Annotated in this window: 16 protein-coding genes; 11 read left to right on the forward strand and 5 right to left on the reverse strand. The window is 48.3% G+C overall.

Annotated features, from left to right (window positions below):
- Nucleotides 1-2 precede the first annotated feature (2 nt).
- The gene (locus tag GA520_RS03690) at nt 3-716 is read right to left on the reverse strand and encodes an outer membrane lipoprotein carrier protein LolA (RefSeq protein ID WP_163338033.1); all 714 of its coding nucleotides are present in this window, start codon (nt 714-716) and stop codon (nt 3-5) included.
- Entirely contained in the window at nt 713-1489 is a 777-nt protein-coding gene (murI, locus tag GA520_RS03695) for a glutamate racemase (RefSeq protein WP_163338032.1), read from the reverse strand. Before murI ends, GA520_RS03690 begins: the two co-directional genes overlap by 4 nt.
- A gap of 284 nt (nt 1490-1773) precedes the next feature.
- Between murI and GA520_RS03700 the strand changes: the two genes are divergently transcribed.
- Nucleotides 1774-2049 (forward strand): FmdB family zinc ribbon protein, encoded by a 276-nt coding sequence (locus GA520_RS03700; protein ID WP_163338031.1) that lies wholly within the window; start codon nt 1774-1776, stop codon nt 2047-2049.
- Between the two features lie 26 nt (nt 2050-2075).
- Here the strand turns inward: GA520_RS03700 and queA are convergent, their stop codons facing one another.
- A complete protein-coding gene (gene queA, locus GA520_RS03705; RefSeq protein WP_163338030.1) occupies nt 2076-3152 on the reverse strand; it encodes a tRNA preQ1(34) S-adenosylmethionine ribosyltransferase-isomerase QueA in 1077 nt (358 codons plus the stop codon).
- 96 nt (nt 3153-3248) lie between these two features.
- Here queA and mqnB point away from each other — a divergent pair, with 96 nt between their 5' ends.
- The 10 genes from mqnB (at nt 3249) to amrS (ending at nt 15767) form a co-directional block, all read left to right on the forward strand.
- A complete protein-coding gene (gene mqnB / locus GA520_RS03710) occupies nt 3249-3908 on the forward strand; it encodes a futalosine hydrolase (protein ID WP_163338029.1) in 660 nt (219 codons plus the stop codon).
- Nucleotides 3905-4744, forward strand: a complete 840-nt coding sequence (locus GA520_RS03715; RefSeq protein WP_205749264.1) for a 1,4-dihydroxy-6-naphthoate synthase — start codon at nt 3905-3907, stop codon at nt 4742-4744. The genes mqnB and GA520_RS03715 overlap by 4 nt, the downstream gene beginning before the upstream one ends.
- Complete coding sequence (locus tag GA520_RS03720; RefSeq protein ID WP_163338028.1) at nt 4741-5742, forward strand: molybdenum cofactor guanylyltransferase; 1002 nt, start codon at nt 4741-4743, stop codon at nt 5740-5742. Before GA520_RS03715 ends, GA520_RS03720 begins: the two co-directional genes overlap by 4 nt.
- Nucleotides 5717-8305, forward strand: a complete 2589-nt coding sequence (locus GA520_RS03725) for a histidine kinase dimerization/phosphoacceptor domain -containing protein (protein WP_163338027.1) — start codon at nt 5717-5719, stop codon at nt 8303-8305. Before GA520_RS03720 ends, GA520_RS03725 begins: the two co-directional genes overlap by 26 nt.
- Nucleotides 8302-8694, forward strand: a complete 393-nt coding sequence (locus GA520_RS03730) for a response regulator (RefSeq protein ID WP_163338026.1) — start codon at nt 8302-8304, stop codon at nt 8692-8694. The genes GA520_RS03725 and GA520_RS03730 overlap by 4 nt, the downstream gene beginning before the upstream one ends.
- A gap of 395 nt (nt 8695-9089) precedes the next feature.
- Nucleotides 9090-12113 carry a PEP/pyruvate-binding domain-containing protein gene (locus GA520_RS03735; RefSeq protein WP_163338025.1) on the forward strand — a complete coding sequence of 1008 codons (3024 nt, stop codon included), beginning with the start codon at nt 9090-9092 and terminating at the stop codon, nt 12111-12113.
- A gap of 81 nt (nt 12114-12194) precedes the next feature.
- Entirely contained in the window at nt 12195-13532 is a 1338-nt protein-coding gene (gene gdhA / locus GA520_RS03740) for an NADP-specific glutamate dehydrogenase (protein WP_370362741.1), read from the forward strand.
- A gap of 70 nt (nt 13533-13602) precedes the next feature.
- Nucleotides 13603-14301 (forward strand): arginyltransferase, encoded by a 699-nt coding sequence (locus tag GA520_RS03745; protein WP_240910133.1) that lies wholly within the window; start codon nt 13603-13605, stop codon nt 14299-14301.
- Between the two features lie 184 nt (nt 14302-14485).
- A complete protein-coding gene (locus GA520_RS03750) occupies nt 14486-14677 on the forward strand; it encodes a hypothetical protein (RefSeq protein WP_163338022.1) in 192 nt (63 codons plus the stop codon).
- A gap of 79 nt (nt 14678-14756) precedes the next feature.
- Entirely contained in the window at nt 14757-15767 is a 1011-nt protein-coding gene (gene amrS / locus GA520_RS03755) for an AmmeMemoRadiSam system radical SAM enzyme (protein ID WP_163338021.1), read from the forward strand.
- Between the two features lie 45 nt (nt 15768-15812).
- On the opposite strand, the gene GA520_RS03760 is transcribed toward amrS, so the two are convergent.
- On the reverse strand, nt 15813-16667 hold the full coding sequence (locus GA520_RS03760) for a hypothetical protein (protein WP_163338020.1): 855 nt from the start codon (nt 16665-16667) through the stop codon (nt 15813-15815).
- Nucleotides 16668-16937: 270 nt separating this feature from the next.
- A complete protein-coding gene (locus GA520_RS03765) occupies nt 16938-17282 on the reverse strand; it encodes a PilZ domain-containing protein (RefSeq protein ID WP_163338019.1) in 345 nt (114 codons plus the stop codon).
- Nucleotides 17283-17345 lie beyond the last annotated feature (63 nt).

Below are 17345 nucleotides of genomic sequence, written 5' to 3' on the forward strand. Positions count from 1 at the left end.
GATTACTGTTGAATAATTTCTGTATCTTCGGGTGGGGTAAAGGAGAACAGTGTGGTAATTGTCTGTTCACTCGCATCGGCCAGATCGTTTTCTTTGATTTCACTGATATTGATAAGGGTAATAGTACCGAAATGGTCCTTTATCTCTATACGACGGATGAGTGAGTCTGCGCTGATCCATAGGTGTATTTCCTGCACCTGGCTATTCTCTTCCTTGGGTACAAGCTTGATAACCTTGGGAATTGTCTCGTCCTGTTTTTCGGGAGCATATTCTGGCTCGGGGGGCAGGATATGGAATTTTTCACCAATTTTTTCCCTGCCGCTGAAAAATGAGTAGGTCAGGTCGTTGTTCAATTGTTCGGCGGAGGTGACGATCATCTGTTGCAACTCTTCGAAGTACATGGAAAAGGTTTTTCCGTCACTGACCAGGACCTGGCGGTCCGGTTCATTATAGTTCCATCTCATCAGGCTGGTCCCGCCCGATTTATAAAAGTAGGCAGTACCGTTCCCTGTTTTGGGTCTGCCGCTCAACTGGCCGCGGCTGCGCTGCTTGAAGTTAAATGACAAACTATCAAGGGAGTCGTACTTCTGCTGCAACCGTTCGCTTATTTGCTCGGGGTATTCCGTTTGATCTGCCTGTATGAAAGTGGGGATGAACACAACAAGTGATACGGAGATGAGTGACAGTGCCTGTAAAAGGCTGGACATTTTTTTCATGGCTGCCTGAGGGTAATGGATCGTTGAAATATGGCATTGGCACATTTTTGTGCTGTTTCAGTTATATCGGTTGTGAAATGAAGTCGTTGCACCGGTTCTTCCCGCTCTACGAGTTGAGGATGCTCGGTAAGAAATTTGCTCAGACTGTCGGCCAGATTATTAGACGAATCTATAAGATGCACCTTTTTACCGATTCGTGGTTGAATGAGGTGTTTAAGTAACGGATAATGGGTACAACCCAGAATCAGGCTGTCAATCTGCTTTTCTTTTAACGGGTGCAGGTAACGCCTGAGTATCATTTTGGTTTCACGCTTATTATTCCAGCCCTCTTCTACCAGGGGGACAAGCAGGGGACATGGCTGGGAATATACCTTGAAGTCTGGGCGCAATGCTTTGATTTTCTGTTCGTAGATACCGCTTCGTATGGTGGCACGTGTGCCGATAATACCGATCCTGCCATTTCTGGAGATGGAAACGGCCTGTTCAACTGCAGGCGTGATAACCTCAAGGACGGGTATGTTAAACTCTCTCCTGACAATATCGGTGGCTACGCTTGAGGCTGAGTTGCATGCTATGACGATGACTCTTGCCCCCATATCTACCAGGAATTTACTGTTCTCAAGGGAATAGTTGATAATGGCACTATTACTTTTGGGACCGTACGGAGCTCTGGCCAGATCCCCGAGGTAGAGGGTGGAAACAGCGGGCAGCATTTTTTCAATGGCCCGGGCGACAGTCATGCCGCCGACTCCTGAATCGAAAATTCCTATCATAGGCTGTGATTAAATTTCAGGGTGGTAATAAAGGATTTCTGACGTTGTAACCTGGAAATGCAGGCTGATTATCCGGAAAAACAATCTATACCAGAAACGGGAGGGAACAACAAGGCGATGTCAAAGAGCAGGAAAATGGAGCTAACCACAGTGTGCTGTTGACAGAAGCGGGCAGGAGAATTATTTTAGCCGTGGTCTCTCTCTGGCCATGACGACCAGAGGTGGAATTAATCATAGAAAAACAGAAAGAAGGACCCTCGCTTACGTGAGGACGTGGAGTAGAAATGCCTGTTTACGAATACGAGTGCAACGAATGTCAGAAGGTGTTCGAGGTTCAGCAGAAAATGGCGGATGCGCCGTTAAGCGAATGCCCCGAGTGTAAAGGAGAAGTCAAAAAGCTTATTTCTTCAACTTCATTTCAGCTGAAGGGCGGTGGTTGGTATGCAGACGGTTATGCTTCGACCAATGGGAAATTGTCAGACAGTAAACCGAGCAGTGACAAAGCACCCGCCTGTGCCTCAGGTGGTGGCTGTGCCGGTTGCCCTGCCACAGCTTCCTGATATTCTGTAGAAACGCTATAATATCGTCATGGCCTGGTAATAACGGCCATGGCGTCTCCATACGAGTAAAACCGGTACCCTTCCCGTATTGCCAGGTTGTAACACTCAAGTAGTTTTTCCCTCCCGCAGAGGGCGGATACCAGAAACAGCAGTGACGATTCGGGCAGGTGGAAGTTGGTGATCAGGTTGTCGATGATCCTGAATTCAAAACCGGGATAGATGTAGAGATCGCACCAGCCGTCAACACTCTGAAGGGTTCCGTTGCGTCCGCTATATTCCAGGGCGCGCACCGATGTGGTACCGATGGCCCAGATCCTGCCGCCTCGTTCTTTCGCCTCATTTATGGTCTGTACAGTGCTATCCGGAACGGAGATATATTCCTTGTGGATGTTGTGATCCGTTATCGTCTCATGGCGTACCGGGGCAAATGTACCGTATCCGACATGGAGGGTGACAGAGGTGATTTGTACTCCTTTTTCCTTGAGTCGGTCCAGGAGGGTATCGGTAAAATGAAGACCCGCTGTCGGCGCGGCAACGGCCCCGGGTCGATCAGCATATACTGTCTGATACCGTTTACTGTCTTCTGGGGTTGTCCCGTTTACCCTCGAAATATAGGGTGGTAAGGGAACCTGTCCGCACTCCTGGAGTATCGTGTTGAGATCCAGTAAATAGGAGTAATTCAGCCGAATTCGAACCTTTCCGTCTTTCAGGTATTCCAGCACAGTGATGGATAAATCCTGATTAATGGTCACATTTGTGTCAAGTGCCGGTTTTTTAGAGCTTTTTAAAAGAGCTGTTGCCTCCGCTTCCCCCTTTGCATTGTTGCTCACTGTGGGATAATTCAGTAGGAAGACCTCTACCTTGCCCCCTGTCTGTTTTGTTCCGTATAACCGGGCGGGAAAAACACGGGTATCGTTGACCACCATCACATCACCTTCACGGAAATAGTCAATGATGTTGCCGAACCGATGGTGTTTCAGGCTGTTGGCAGAGGTGTCGAGCACCATGAGGCGGGAGTTTTCCCTTTTATCAGCCGGAGCCTGTGCTATGTTTTCTTCTGGCAACAGGTAGCTGTAACTCTTGAGTGAAAAATCGTGATTCATGAGAAATTCTGATTAGTCTTTTCCTGTCAGACTGTTATGGTAGTATGATGATTTCACCTGTATGTTACTATAAAAAATGGAGCTGTTGTAGTTACCATGATACTGGTCGTTGCTGCAACTGAAATGGAGTTACGCCCCTTTATTAAAGAGATGGGACCATCCGGAAAAGGGTGGGAAACCCTTATCAGCGGGGTTGGGCCGATTGAAACTGCTGTCCGGCTGGGGAGTTATCTGGCAGGTGAAAACAGGCGGATCGATTCTGTTTTTAATTTTGGTGTCGGTGGAGCCTATATCCCTCCTCAACCTCAACCAACGATTCCATTACTGTCGGTATGTTTGGCAGAACGTGAAATCTTTGGTGATCTCGGTATCTGCCATGGGGAGAAAGTTGAATATTTTTCGGAAACCCTTTCGGTTGAAAACGTTTTTTCTCTTGATCGTTGCCTGTTGGACAGGGTCTTTCGTATTTTGGAAACCTACCAGGTCGAAAGTTATCTTGGAACGTTTGTGACGGTCAATAGTGCTAGTGGACGTTTAGCCCGGGGGGATTTTCTGCGGCAAAGATGGAACGGCATATGTGAAAACATGGAGGGAGCTGCTGTTGCCAGAGTCTGTCGGGAGGTCAGGATACCTCTTGTTGAAATGAGGGTGATCTCAAATCTGGTAGAAGACCGGGATCCCTCAAAATGGCTCTTACGGGAATCCTGCGAGCGAGCCGGGAAGGTTGGAGCGTTGATTGTAAAGGAGTTGATATGATCCCCCTTTTGTCTCTTGGATATTCACCGTGTCCGAACGACACATTTATATTTTATGGATTGGTTCATGAAAAGGTCGATTGCGAGGGAGTACTTTTTGGTAATCCGGTCCTTGAGGATGTAGAGACCCTGAATCTGTGGGCGCTTGAAAAGCGTCTCGATATTACCAAGCTGTCCTGTCATGCCCTCGGTCACGTGCTTGATGACTATTGTGTATTATCTGCCGGTGCAGCCCTGGGAAGAGGCTGCGGGCCCCTGCTGGTGGCTTCAAAAAAGACGGATATCTACTCTCTTAAAGACAAAAAGGTCGCGATACCGGGCCGGTATACAACCGCTGCCCTGTTATTGCAGATGTTGCTGCCGGGATGTACCGGGCTGGTGGAGATGCGTTTTGATTCGATCATGGAGGCGGTCCTGCAAGGTGAGGTCGATGCGGGTGTCATTATTCACGAATCCCGGTTCACCTATCAGGATTATAACCTGGTCTGCCTGCAGGATCTGGGGCAATGGTGGGAAGATCAAACCACTATGCCCATTCCGCTAGGTGCAATAGTGGCCAGACGCAGTCTGGGAGCTGAGAAGATAGGAGAAATTGATCGAGCCTTACAGAGGAGTGTGAGGTATTCCTTTGCTTATCCTGACGAGTGTATGACCTATATTCAGGCCCATAGCCAGGAGATGGAAGGCGAGGTTATTCGACAGCATATCGGACTCTACGTAAATGATTATTCGATCGATCTTGGCAGGAATGGCTTTGGTGCCATTGAGGAATTTCTGGAGCGGGGACGACAGGCGGGTGTTTTGCCGGAGACAAATTACGGACTGAAAATTATATGACGGACTTAGGTTACCTTCCTCTTTTTCAGGTAAAGGTTGGTAATACCGAGGAGCTGCGTTTTTTTTATGAGGCAGTTCTGCCTGGCCTGGAAAAACAAAATATACACTCCGCTGTTGTGACTGGAAAAGAGGGTGAATGTTGCGGTCGTCTTCCCGTTTCTTCTTGGTTAATGGGTGTTTCTTCGACACTGTATATAGGTATGAGAGGCCAGGATCCGTTTACCCTGCTCCCTGATCTGTTTCGTCATGTGGATATTATCTTTTGCCTTGATGAAGAATCGGCGGTGGACAGCACTTTTCACTCCTTCCCTTTTCCTGTAGCAGATTTCCTGGATAACGAACAAGGCGCAATCAAATACCTGGTTGATATCGCCAGCTCAGGGATACAGCAACGAGAGATCTGGGCCTGTATCCTTATCGGTGGCAAGAGCTCTCGGATGGGGCAGCCAAAACATCTGCTTCCCCACCATGACGGAAGGAGTTGGCTGGAAAGAAATATCGCTCTGATACAAGACAAGGTAGCAGGGGTTGCCATCTCTGGGAAAGGGGATTTGCCACCCTGTTTGCAGCACCACCTGCGACTACAGGATGTTCCCGGCGTGCAGGGTCCGCTTACAGGCCTGATTTCGGCAACCCGCTGGATGCCCAATGTGAGCTGGCTGGTTTTTGCCTGTGATTTGCCGATGGTAAGCGCCGAAGCGATTGACTGGCTTATAGGTGACAGGCGGCCTGGCTGTTGGGCTAAAATACCTACATTGCGCGGGCAACAGCGAGGCGAACCGCTCCTGGCCCGATATGAACCCCAGTGCGGGCCGCTTTTTGAAACTATGGCACGGAGCGGGAACTTTTCACTGCACAGGATATTCTCAAACAACAAGGTCGATCTGGCAGAGGTGCCGGCTCCTCTTGAACAGAGCTGGAGGAATGTGAATACTCCTTCCGAGCTAGAGGAACTAAAAAGGGGAATGAGCCATGTTCGGGATGGGAAAACTTCGTAAGAAAATCGGCGTTAAACTCTTTTTTCTGCTGACAACCCTCTTTCTGCTCGCCCTGGCTCCTCTTGTCTATACTGTTTTCACCACCGTCACCTATTTCGGAAACTATACGGTCAATATCAACCGCACCCAGATCAAGGAACAGTCCTACTCCTACCTCCGCACCATCGCGCGGGAACAGGCTCGTATCTGTGAGTCGTTTTTCTCGCGGGCCCTGGTTGTTTCTTCACTAATGGCAAGCCAGGCCCGAGATGTGTATGAAAATATTGATTATTATGCCGGGCTTCCCGGTGAGAGAGTGATACTGGCAAAAAACGATGAGAATAAAATCTTTTATACGCCTCTCGAGGGGGATATCGTAACCGCATACTGGGGAGGGCATGAAATCAGCCCTGCTGTCAGTCGGGAATTACTGGCACTGTCCCGGCTTGATCCTGTCCTTCGCCGCGGCAGACTTGAGGTGCCCGAGAGTCATGCAACCCATATGATTACCCTTTCCGGGATCGGGCGGTACCTCACAGAAAATGAAGAAGCGAAAGAGGCCGTCTACAACCTGCCGCCTGTCGAAATATTTGATTTGCGGGACGGTGAGCCGGTGGTAATGTTCACCGGTGAAAAAGAGCCTCAGGAACGGACTCGTTGGACCCGGGTTTACAAGGATGATGTTGTTGATGGTCTTATGATCACTGCCTCCTCCCCTGTCTTTGATAATAACGGGAATCTCCGGGCTATAACAGGGGTGGATGTTCCGCTCAACATGATTTTGTCGGAAATGGCTGGCTGGAAAGAACTGGGTACCAAGGGAAACGCCCTGTTTTTCTTTATCATGGATAGTGACGGCCGGCTGATCGCCTTTCCCCTCGATTATCTTGCTTTATTCGGCCTTGATGTCGACTGGTCACTGTTTCAGAACTCAGATGATATCTTTGACTATAAGCTCTCCGATTCAACTATTGGGAATGTCGCACGCTTGCTGCCCCAGCTTATGAAAGACGAAAGTGGCACGTTTGAAGTGTCACTCGGTGAGGATGTCTATATATTTACCCAGCAGTATATTCCGGGTCTGGAATGGCACCTGGTACTTGTCAACAATGAGAGCCAGCTTATATCTTCTATTTCCCGGACAGAGGAGGCGCTTGGGGGCACGATACATACCCTTATCAATAAATTTGTTATCAGTGCCCTTCTCATTCTGTTGTTTGTCATCATTGCCGTGTTCCTGGCTGTTAATCATTTTGTGGCTCCCCTGAAAAAACTCTCGGAGGCCGCTCTGCGGGTTGGTGCCGGAGATTTGGCAACACGTTGCAGGCTGGGACGAAATGATGAACTGGGTAGTCTGGCGGAGTCGTTCAATGGCATGGTGGAGAGACTTGAGACTGCTGAGAAATTGCAGAAGAGATATGCAAAGCAACTCGAAATTGAAGTTGAGGAGCAGACCCGGGACCTCCGCAGAAAAAATTATGAACTGCACGATGTGATAGCCGAACTCCACGTCGAGAGTGAGCGACGGAAGAGGGCGGTGGAGGCGCTTCGGCAGAGTGAAGAACAGATTCGAACGGCTATGGATGCCTCCCTTGCCGGACTCTGTATTGTCCAGAATATGAGGTTTCAATATATCAACCCACAGTTCACCCGTATCTTTGGCTATGAACCTGAAGAAGTGGTCGGAGATTTTGATCCGCTCAAGACTATTGCACCTGATGCCAGGGAGCGTATTCGTAAGCAGTGGCTTGAAATAATTTCTGAAAATAGTGGCAGGCCTCTTTCGATCCAGGGCGTGCGAAAGGATGGTTCCCGTTTTGAGGCATTGGTCGGTGGTGACCTGACGGTCTGGCAGGGAACGTCTGCTGTTGTTGCAACTTTTATGGATATTTCCGAGCAGAAAAAAGCCGAGGAACAGCTTCTTGAAAGCAGGAATATGCTGCAGGCATCCTTGAAAGAAAAGGAAGTGTTGATGCGGGAGATATACCATCGTACCAAGAACAATATGCTGGTGATTATCTCCATGCTCAATCTGCAGGCAATGGATATTGAGGATGCACATGTCCGCGAGTTGTTCAAGGAGACGGAGAACCGCATCCGGGCAATGTCGATTGCCCATGAAAAACTGTATCAGTCCCAGAAACTGTCTGAGGTAGATCTATCAGTGTACTTACAAGATATGGTGCAGACCCTGGTTGAGACGATGGTGTATGGCAACAGGGTGGTGGTTGGTGTCGATTGTTCGGTGGGAATCAGCGTTTCACTCGATGCTATCGTGCCACTTGGACTCGCTGTAAACGAAATTGTGACAAATTCAATTAAACACGCATTCCCTGATTTTGGAAGTGGGCGGATTTATGTAAAAGTGCATCAGGAAGACGATGGTATGGTGGTAATGCAGGTGGGTGACGATGGTATCGGCTTACCCTCCGGGATAGATGTTGCCACGTCCCCCTCCCTGGGCTTACAGATAACATTGAACCTAATCGAGAAACAGTTGCAGGGGAGTCTGGAAGTGGACAGAACGAACGGCACGATGTATATTATCAAGTTTAAGGAACTAGCTAAACTGACAAGGATATGAGGAATAATTCAAAAAAAATATTGATCGTTGAAGATGAGGCCCTGGTCGGCATGATGCTTGCCCGCATGGTTGAATCTCATGGCTTTTGTGTCTGTGACGTTGTCGGTACCGGCGAGGAAGCTGTGGCAGCATACCACAGTCATGATCCTGGTGTTATCCTCATGGATGTGAGTCTTGGAGGGTCGATGGACGGAATTGATGCGGGCCGCGAGATACGTCTGACATCCGAGGTCCCGATTGTCTTTTTTACCGGTTATTACCGTGATCAGAATCTGCTGAAAAGAGCTGAGGATATTCGGCCGTTGGCTGTTCTCGATAAACTGGGTGCCATTGATGAATTGGTAGCCATCCTGGATAGTGCTTTTCCCCTGCCGGACTCCTTTGCCTGATTTTTTCTCATCTTTTCTATCCTTCTGTTAGCTTTACGTATTTCCGCGATGTAGGGTCCCTGTCTGCTTGCATATCACGAGAGTCTGTGAAATAATATTTCTAGCCGAATTTCTCATCAGTTCAACCGGCGTAACGTTCGAAGTTTTTAGCAGTGAGCCATAGTTGGTTATGTTCATTGCTAAAATACTGAAGAAGATGATGCCGCCCGAACTGGCCTTGGTGAGCATTTCGTAAAGTAAGTCATATACGGATATTGCTTTAACAAGCTGCCAGATCTATTGGAATCCCGAATTGACACGATGCTCATGAGAAATACGGGCTGGTTTCGGACTGGTATAATTATACAGATTCTTTTTTTTCCTTACCCGATTTATGAGCATTCCAGGGAGCTGTCATGCTGATTGATTCCGGCAGGGTCGTTTCCGATTTCGATCCACACTTCAAGATTTTTCATGAACTGATGCCGTTCAAGGTTCAGGAAATCCTGCTCGTCTCAAGCCTTTACGATGCCTTTATCATGGAGGAGGACGGCAGCCTCGCCACCCGATTGATCCATGAATACCGCGGTCTCAATCTCTCAAAAGCACCTCGGATAACAAGGGTTTCCACGCCACAGGAGGCTATCGATATTGTTTCGGTAAAGCCTTTTGATATGGTTATCACCATGCCCTATCTGGGGAGCATGAACGCGTTTGAGCTGGGAGAGGAGATCAAAAAGACGAAACCTGAGATCCCGATTATCCTGGTAGCTCACAATATCCGCGCCACCTTTCCCGACAAGGTGGATAGCCATGGGGTTGACTCAACGTTTCTCTGGTGTTGCGAGGCGGATCTCTTGCTCGCCATTATCAAGAATGTGGAAGATCACCGCAATGTCGATGCCGATATTGAACGGGCCATGGTGCGTGTCATTATCTATGTGGAAGATTCGCCGATCTATCGGTCAATCTTTCTGCCCATGATTTATAACGAGGTTGTCCGTCAGACCCAGTCGGTGCTTGATGAGAGCCTGAATGAGCGGCACCGGTTGCTGCGTATGCGTGCCCGTCCTCGTATCCTCATGGCTACCAACTATGAAGAGGCACTACAGCTGTATGAACGCTATAAACCGTACGTGTTCGGTATTATTTCTGATGCGAGGTTTAGGAAAGATGGGGAGTTGAGAGGGGATGCCGGAAGTCTGTTCCTTCGGCATGTTCGTTCGGAAATCCATGATCTGCCCATGCTGATGGTCTCTTCAGAACAGGAGAACAGGGAGGTTGCCGAGCAATTACCGGCAGTATTTATCAACAAGAATTCACCGGTTATCCGGGACGAGATACACGACTTCTTTCTGAATTACCTTGGTTTTGGTGATTTTGTTTTCAGGCTTCCTGATGAAACCCCAATAGGGCATGCCTCAAACCTCCAGGAGTTTGAGGAGAAGCTGCGGGTAATCCCTGACGAGTCCCTTAAATACCATGCCCAAAGGAATCATTTCTCCAACTGGGTCATGGCCAGGGCCGAGGTAGCTCTCGCTCGACGGCTACATAACGATTATATATCCCGGATAGACAATCTCGACGAAATGCGTGATGACCTGGTTTTCAAGGTTCATTCGCTCAGGAAACTGCGTCAGCAGGGAGTTGTCGTCAAATTCTCTACCAATGACTATGATCCTGATATCATGGATTTTGTTAAAATCGGTGGAGGCTCCATGGGAGGCAAGGCACGTGGGCTGGCTTTCATGTGGGCCTGCCTCCAGGGGGCCAGTAAGGAGGGGTCGGCATTATCCGAATATTCTGTAACTATCCCCAAAACATGCGTGATTACGGCCGACGGTTTTGATGCCTTTGTGGCTGAAAATAATTTGTATTATAACTCCTCTATGCAGGATGAGATGGTAGCGGACCTCTTCCTTGATGCCAAGTTGCCGTCCTGGCTCAGGAAGGAGCTCTCTGGATTCTTGAAGAAAACCGATGCACCATTATCGGTCCGCTCATCAAGCCTGCTCGAAGACGCCCAGTTCAAACCGTATGCCGGACTTTATTCGACGTATTTCCTGGCCAATAATAATGAGGATTTCCATGAGCGGCTCAACCAGCTTGAAGGTGCTGTGAAGTTGGTATACGCCTCCACCTGGTTTGCAAGCCCCCGTGCTTTTGCCCGCTCCAGCCATCAGGGACGTGAGGATTCCATGGCCGTTATTATCCAGCAGGTGGTCGGCAGTGAAAACGACGGTTTCTGGTATCCGGCGGTTTCCGGGGTGGCGCAGTCCCATAATTATTATCCAGTCATGGGTATGAAGGCGGATGAGGGGATAGCTCACATCGCGTTGGGAATCGGCAAGACCGTGGTGGAAGGGGAGAAATCGTTGCGCCTTTCACCGGCACATCCGAAGCGGCTGCTGCAGTTTTCATCTGTTGAGGATATTCTGGAGAATTGTCAGCGACAGTTCTATGCTATCGATATGTATTCCAACGGCTGTCTGCAACGATATGGATCAAATCTGGTGAAAAGAGAGGTTCAGGACGCTGAACACGAGATGCCGGTGCAGATGCTTGCCTCAACCTATGTGCCCGAAGAACACCGCATCCGTGATTCGATTCTTCCGGGAGTGAAGATCCTGACCTTTGCCCAGATCCTCAAATACAAGACCTATCCGCTGGCCGACATTATGACCGAACTGCTCAAGCTGGGTCGTGATGGTATGGGGTGCGAGATCGAGATTGAGTTCGCTGCAGCACTTCATCCTGATATCCAGAAATCAACGTTCTATTTCCTGCAGATACGACCGATGGTCACCGGCGGTGAGAAAGCGGATGTGCAAATTTGTGATCAGGAGATAAACGATTCGTTCTGTTTTTCCAGGCAGGCTCTGGGACACGGCACCTTTGATACAATTGAGGATATTGTGTATGTGGATTTATGCTCTTTCGACCCGTCTGCGACTCGCGATATTGCCAATGAGATAGGCGCACTAAACAAGAAATTGGTTCATGAGGGGCGACAGTTCCTTTTGATCGGGCCGGGTAGGTGGGGCTCGGCGGACCCATGGCTCGGGATTCCGGTCCAGTGGAGTGATATTTCAGGAGTCGGGGCGATTATTGAGCTGAGAAATGAAGCCCTTCGGGTCGACCCTTCTCAGGGGTCTCATTTTTTCCAGAACATTACCTCTCTTGGGATTCCATACCTGACGGTAACGGAATCACGGAACCCCACGGAGAAGAACAGGGAGGACGACTTTTTCGATTGGCAGTGGCTGACAGACCACCCTGCGAAGAAGGAACTGAAATATGTACGGCATACCCGCCTGGATAAGCCGATCGTAATCAAGTGTGACGGGAAAAGATCTGAAAGCTGTCTGCTGCCGGGTGGCAGTGAGGAGAGTTCCTGCACTGTTGAGGGACTGCGGGTATATAACGGGCGATACAGTTGACCGGAGTGGTAATGATTGTTGTGGTATATGGACAAAACAATATAAACAGTAATCAAAAAAGGTAATCCTATGGATCAGTTAATGAGTCTTGTAAAGCAGAGGGATCCCGAGCAGAGGGAGTTTCACCAAGCGGTACAGGAGGTGGTGGAAACTGTAAAACCCGTGCTCGACAGGAATATGGAGTATCGCCAGCAAGCGGTTCTGAAAAGGATTACCGAACCGGAACGGGTTATCATGTTTCGTGTTCCCTGGCAGGACGATGACGGGCAGGTTCAGGTGAACAGAGGATTCAGGGTAGAAATGAATTCGGCCCTTGGCCCGTATAAGGGGGGACTTCGTTTTCATCCTTCAGTCAACCTCGGCATTATCAAGTTTTTGGCTTTTGAACAGGTTTTCAAAAATTCGTTGACCACCCTGGCCATGGGTGGTGGTAAAGGTGGTTCTGACTTCGACCCGAAAGGTAAGTCGGACGGCGAAGTAATGCGGTTTTGCCAGTCATTTATGGCTGAACTGTACAGGCATATTGGTCCCAACACCGATATCCCCGCCGGGGATATCGGTGTTGGCGCAAGGGAGATTGGATATCTGTTCGGCATGTACAAAAAGCTAAAAAATGAGTTTACCGGTGTTCTCACCGGTAAGAGCCTGAATTGGGGCGGCAGTCTGATACGACCTGAAGCGACGGGATATGGCAATGTCTATTTCGCTTCTGAGATGCTGGCAACCCGGCAGGATACCATGGAGGGGAAAATATGTCTGGTCTCCGGGGCAGGTAATGTGGCTCAGTTTACCACCGAAAAGATTTTGGATCTGGGTGGCAAGGTGGTTACCCTCTCTGACTCTGGAGGATATATCTACGACGAAGCGGGGATTGATCAGGAGAAACTGGCATTTGTAATGCAATTGAAAAATATCAGACGCGGACGGATCTCAGAATATGTAGAGAAATACCGGTCAGCGGTGTATACGTCGGTCGATCCGACCCTTGATTATAATCCGCTCTGGACGCATAAGGCTGATTGTGCCCTGCCATGTGCCACCCAGAATGAAATAAATCAAAAAGACGGGGAAAATCTTGTCAGCGGCGGGGTCCGGCTGGTGAGTGAAGGGGCAAACATGCCGTGTACTCCGGATGCTATCGATCTGTTTCTTGAGGCCGAAGTACTCTATGCACCGGGAAAAGCGGCGAATGCGGGTGGTGTTGCTGTATCCGGGCTGGAGATGGCACAAAACTCGATGCGACTTTCCTGGCCCAGGGAAGAGGTTGATAATCGTCTCAAACAAATCATGAAATCGATTCATTCAACCTGCCTTGATGCTGCCGCTGATTATAGTATCGGTCAGAACTATCTGGCGGGGGCGAATATCGCAGGATTCACCAAGGTCGTCAACGGCATGCTTGATCAAGGACTTGTATAGAGCTATGAACCGGTTTGGCTATTCGATGGATTGCACCAATTATGACAGGCAGTGCGCTTCTGAGTTTTCCATGCTCAGGACACGTGTAGACCGCTATTTTGTAGAACTTAATACTTCCTGTCCGTATGGGAAGGAGTATCGTGCCTGCTTCTACCAGGCATTGTTCGGTCCGTTGACAGATAGGGCTATGGAACTCTTTTTGGCAGCGGGTTATCGGCGGAACGGCAATTGTCTGTATACTATGCATTGCCGCCAGTGCAATGCATGCGTTCCGATTCGGATGAATCCTCATAATTTTAGGCCTAATCGGAACCAGAAAAGAACTTTGAAGCGAAATCAGGATTTGTCAATCTCCTATGAACCCGTCCGGGTCGATGATGAACATCTAGAATTATGTGATCGCTTTCTCACCGTTCGTTATCCTCAGGAACAAAATAGCGGTGATAGTTATTATGGTGGATTCTTCTGTAATACCATTGTTAACTCTATGTGCATTGATTATCGCCTGGACGACCGGCTTGTGGGCAGTTCAATTGTCGACCTCGGACAGAATTGGTTGAATGCCGTCTATTTTTATTTTGACCCTGATGAAAAAAAACGTAGCCTGGGCACGTTTAACATCATAACACTGGTTAATACCTGTCTTGAGATGGGTATGGATTTCCTGTATCTGGGCTACTTCATTGAGGGTGTGGGGGCGATGAGTTATAAAAAGAATTTTCATCCACACCAGTTATTCCTGGATAATCAATGGAGGACTATTGAATAAGTCGTTTATGGTGTAATGGTTTGAAAATACAGATGTAAATATTCTTCATGGAAACAGACAGAAGAGATACTTTTTGTTAATCCGGTTTGACTGTACTTTCCTTTTTGTGATATCATTTTATTGGAAAGGGTGATTGTCCGTGTAACTTTTTCGCGCTGGACCCATTAGACGTGGAGAGGGGATTATGAAAAAGTGGCATATGGAAGAAATCGTTATTTCGGGTGGGCGTTCTACAGGTAAACTTGAACTTCCCGAGAAGTCTTGGAAGATCCGATGGGCACCTGTTATGCCCGGTTCTGGCAATATCAGGAAAGATCCATTACTCTCCAGGTATATGAGGAATGCCGCGCATAGAGTTGCCAATATTCTCAAATAGTTTCTTTCATTTGCTCTTCGAACAGTCCTGTGTCATGAGGGAATAATCAATACCACTTCATACTTTTTTCTTATACATAATGCATAAAGCTGAACTGTACAGTTATCATGACGGACGAGTTTATTGCAATTTGTGTAACCATTCCTGTGTGTTACGTGATGGGCAGAGGGGAAGGTGCCGGGTGCGAATAAACCGTGGAGGCGAGTTATATTCCATGGTTTACGGGCAGATCGTGGCTGAAAATGTCGACCCTGTAGAGAAAAAGCCGTTGTTTCACCTCCTTCCCGGCACACGTACTTTTTCTTTGTCAACGAGAGGCTGTAACTTCAGGTGTCTGCATTGTCAGAATGCGTCAATTTCCCAAGTAGAAAAAGACGCTGATCCCACCCATCTCTGCAAGATGTATAGCCCGCAGGATATAGTTGATGGTGCCGTGCAATCCGGTTGCAAGACAATTAGCTACACCTATGTTGAACCTACTGTATTTTATGAATTTGCAGTGGACTGTGCTGAACTTGCCCTGGCCGAAGGGGTGCGGAACATTTTTGTTTCAAATGGGTATATGAGTGAAGCTGCCGTTCGTCGTCTCGCCCCGCTGACTTTTGGTATCAATATAGACTGCAAAGCGTTCAGCGATGATTTCTACAAGAAGATTTGTGGTGCCCGACTGCAGCCCGTACTGGATTCTATCGAATTGTATATGCAGTTGGGAGTCTGGGTTGAAGTGACAACCCTGCTTATTCCAGGTCTTAACGACAGTAAGGCTGAGTTGCGTGACCTGAGCAGGTTCCTTGTTTCAATCAGCCCGGATATCCCCTGGCATGTGACTGCCTTTCATCCAAGCTATAAATTGACCACAGTACCGTCTACCCCGCTTTCCACGCTGGATCTCGCCAGAGATATCGGTCTGGAAGCCGGTCTCAGGTATGTATATGCGGGGAATATACCCGGGAGCGGCAGGGAGGATACCATCTGCTATGTATGCGGCACTACCCTTATTGAACGGCATGGTTTTTCCATCCTGGCCAACAATCTGCAAAATGGCAGATGTGGTCAATGTTTAGCCGATATTGCCGGCCGATGGGTATAATTTCTTTTTAGTGTATTCTCCCAGATATCCAAAACAAGAAAGAGTCTATTTTACTTTTCTGTGGAACAGAGAACTACTCACTTTGGTGAGGAGTATGGCAAAGAGTGCAGCTGTCAACCCAAGCAGGACATTGTAGTACGGGGGAGCTGCAAGGGCAATACGGATTATCAGAGTTGAGAGGGCAAAGCCGGAGTTCCTGAACACTGAATAGAAGGAGGGCTGAAAGCATTGGGAGATGAGCACCACCAGAATGTCAGTCAGGATGAGTACCGTGTAAAACTGATGCAGGAAATCAGTATGCTCATGTCCGACAACTGTCAATACTGCGCTGCTTATCCCCATATAACCAAACAGACCCAGCAGGAGCAGGGCAATTCCTTTTTTCGCAGCTACAAAGGCGTAGAGATCTGTGGGCCTGTAGGAGTCGTCGGAGGCCTTGGTCTGAATTATGTAATAATATCCAAGGAGGGCAAAGATCATCAGGGCCCCGAATCCGTCTGACAGGATGTACAGCACGGTCTCCTTGCTTCCCTCAAAGGTTATGGGCTCAGGCATTTTTGAGAGTTCCTTGAAAGCATTACGCATCAGGATCAGGGAAAGGATCTCAAACTGTTTTCCCACTGAGCGGGAAAAGGAACAGGGCAAGGTAAAAACAAGACTGATGACTTCAAGAATCAGGACAACCGTAAATGCCGAAGAGATGGCATAAAAGTGATTTGTAGGTACAAAACCAAATGCAGCAGAGTTTAGCATTCCCTGGCGTTTTGCCTCGATGGCTACCAGGCTTAAAATAAAGAAGATTACCAGACCAACAGAGATCTTCCGGTGCATTTTTTCGTGTTCCCACTGATGGTGAAGGGGGTCGAAAATATAGGTGATTTTCTCGTAAATAGTGTTCATGCGTAAATGTATAAATGATGTTGGGAGGTTTGTTTTTACGGCACGTTAGCATGAAGAGATTCTATTGGCAAACAGAATGCAGAGAAGAGTTCCCTAGCCCAAAAAAAAGCGGCTCCCCGATAAACTATCCGGGGAGCCTGGAGGAGGATTGAGAAGATATGAATAATTGTCCCCGATTGTCGGGGTAAATGTATAGGTGTTCGGATAATTTCCCTCGCAAATCAGACCACTCGTTAATCTTGTCACCTGATCTTCTGGTGAGGGAACGTGCTACATGTGAATTTCGGCGGCCCAGGGGTCAGTTTCTTTCGGTTCCATGGACATCACAAACTCTGTCCACCCCCATGGGGCATTGACTATTTCCACTCCGACGTTTTTCTTGTATTTACCTGCTTCAGTCCAGCGGGGTCTACCTACCATTTTAAAATTTTTACCATGGCCGGAAACGACTATCGAAAGTCGTTTGGCCTTCTGGTCGAGTTTGGCTGGCAGGTCGTTCATGCATAAACCAAAACGGGAGAGATTATTGATTGAACCGGAAAAAAAACCGAGGCCGTCCGATACATCAATTGCCAGTCCCAGAGAGTCGATCCGTGGATGCCTTCTTTTTTCCATAATACCTCTTTGTTGCAGTTTAATTACCTGTTACCACGTTCTTGCCTATCTGCTTTTTTGAGT

It is taken from the genome of Desulfopila sp. IMCC35008, assembly GCF_010646885.2.
GTDB lineage: Bacteria > Desulfobacterota > Desulfobulbia > Desulfobulbales > Desulfocapsaceae > Desulfopila.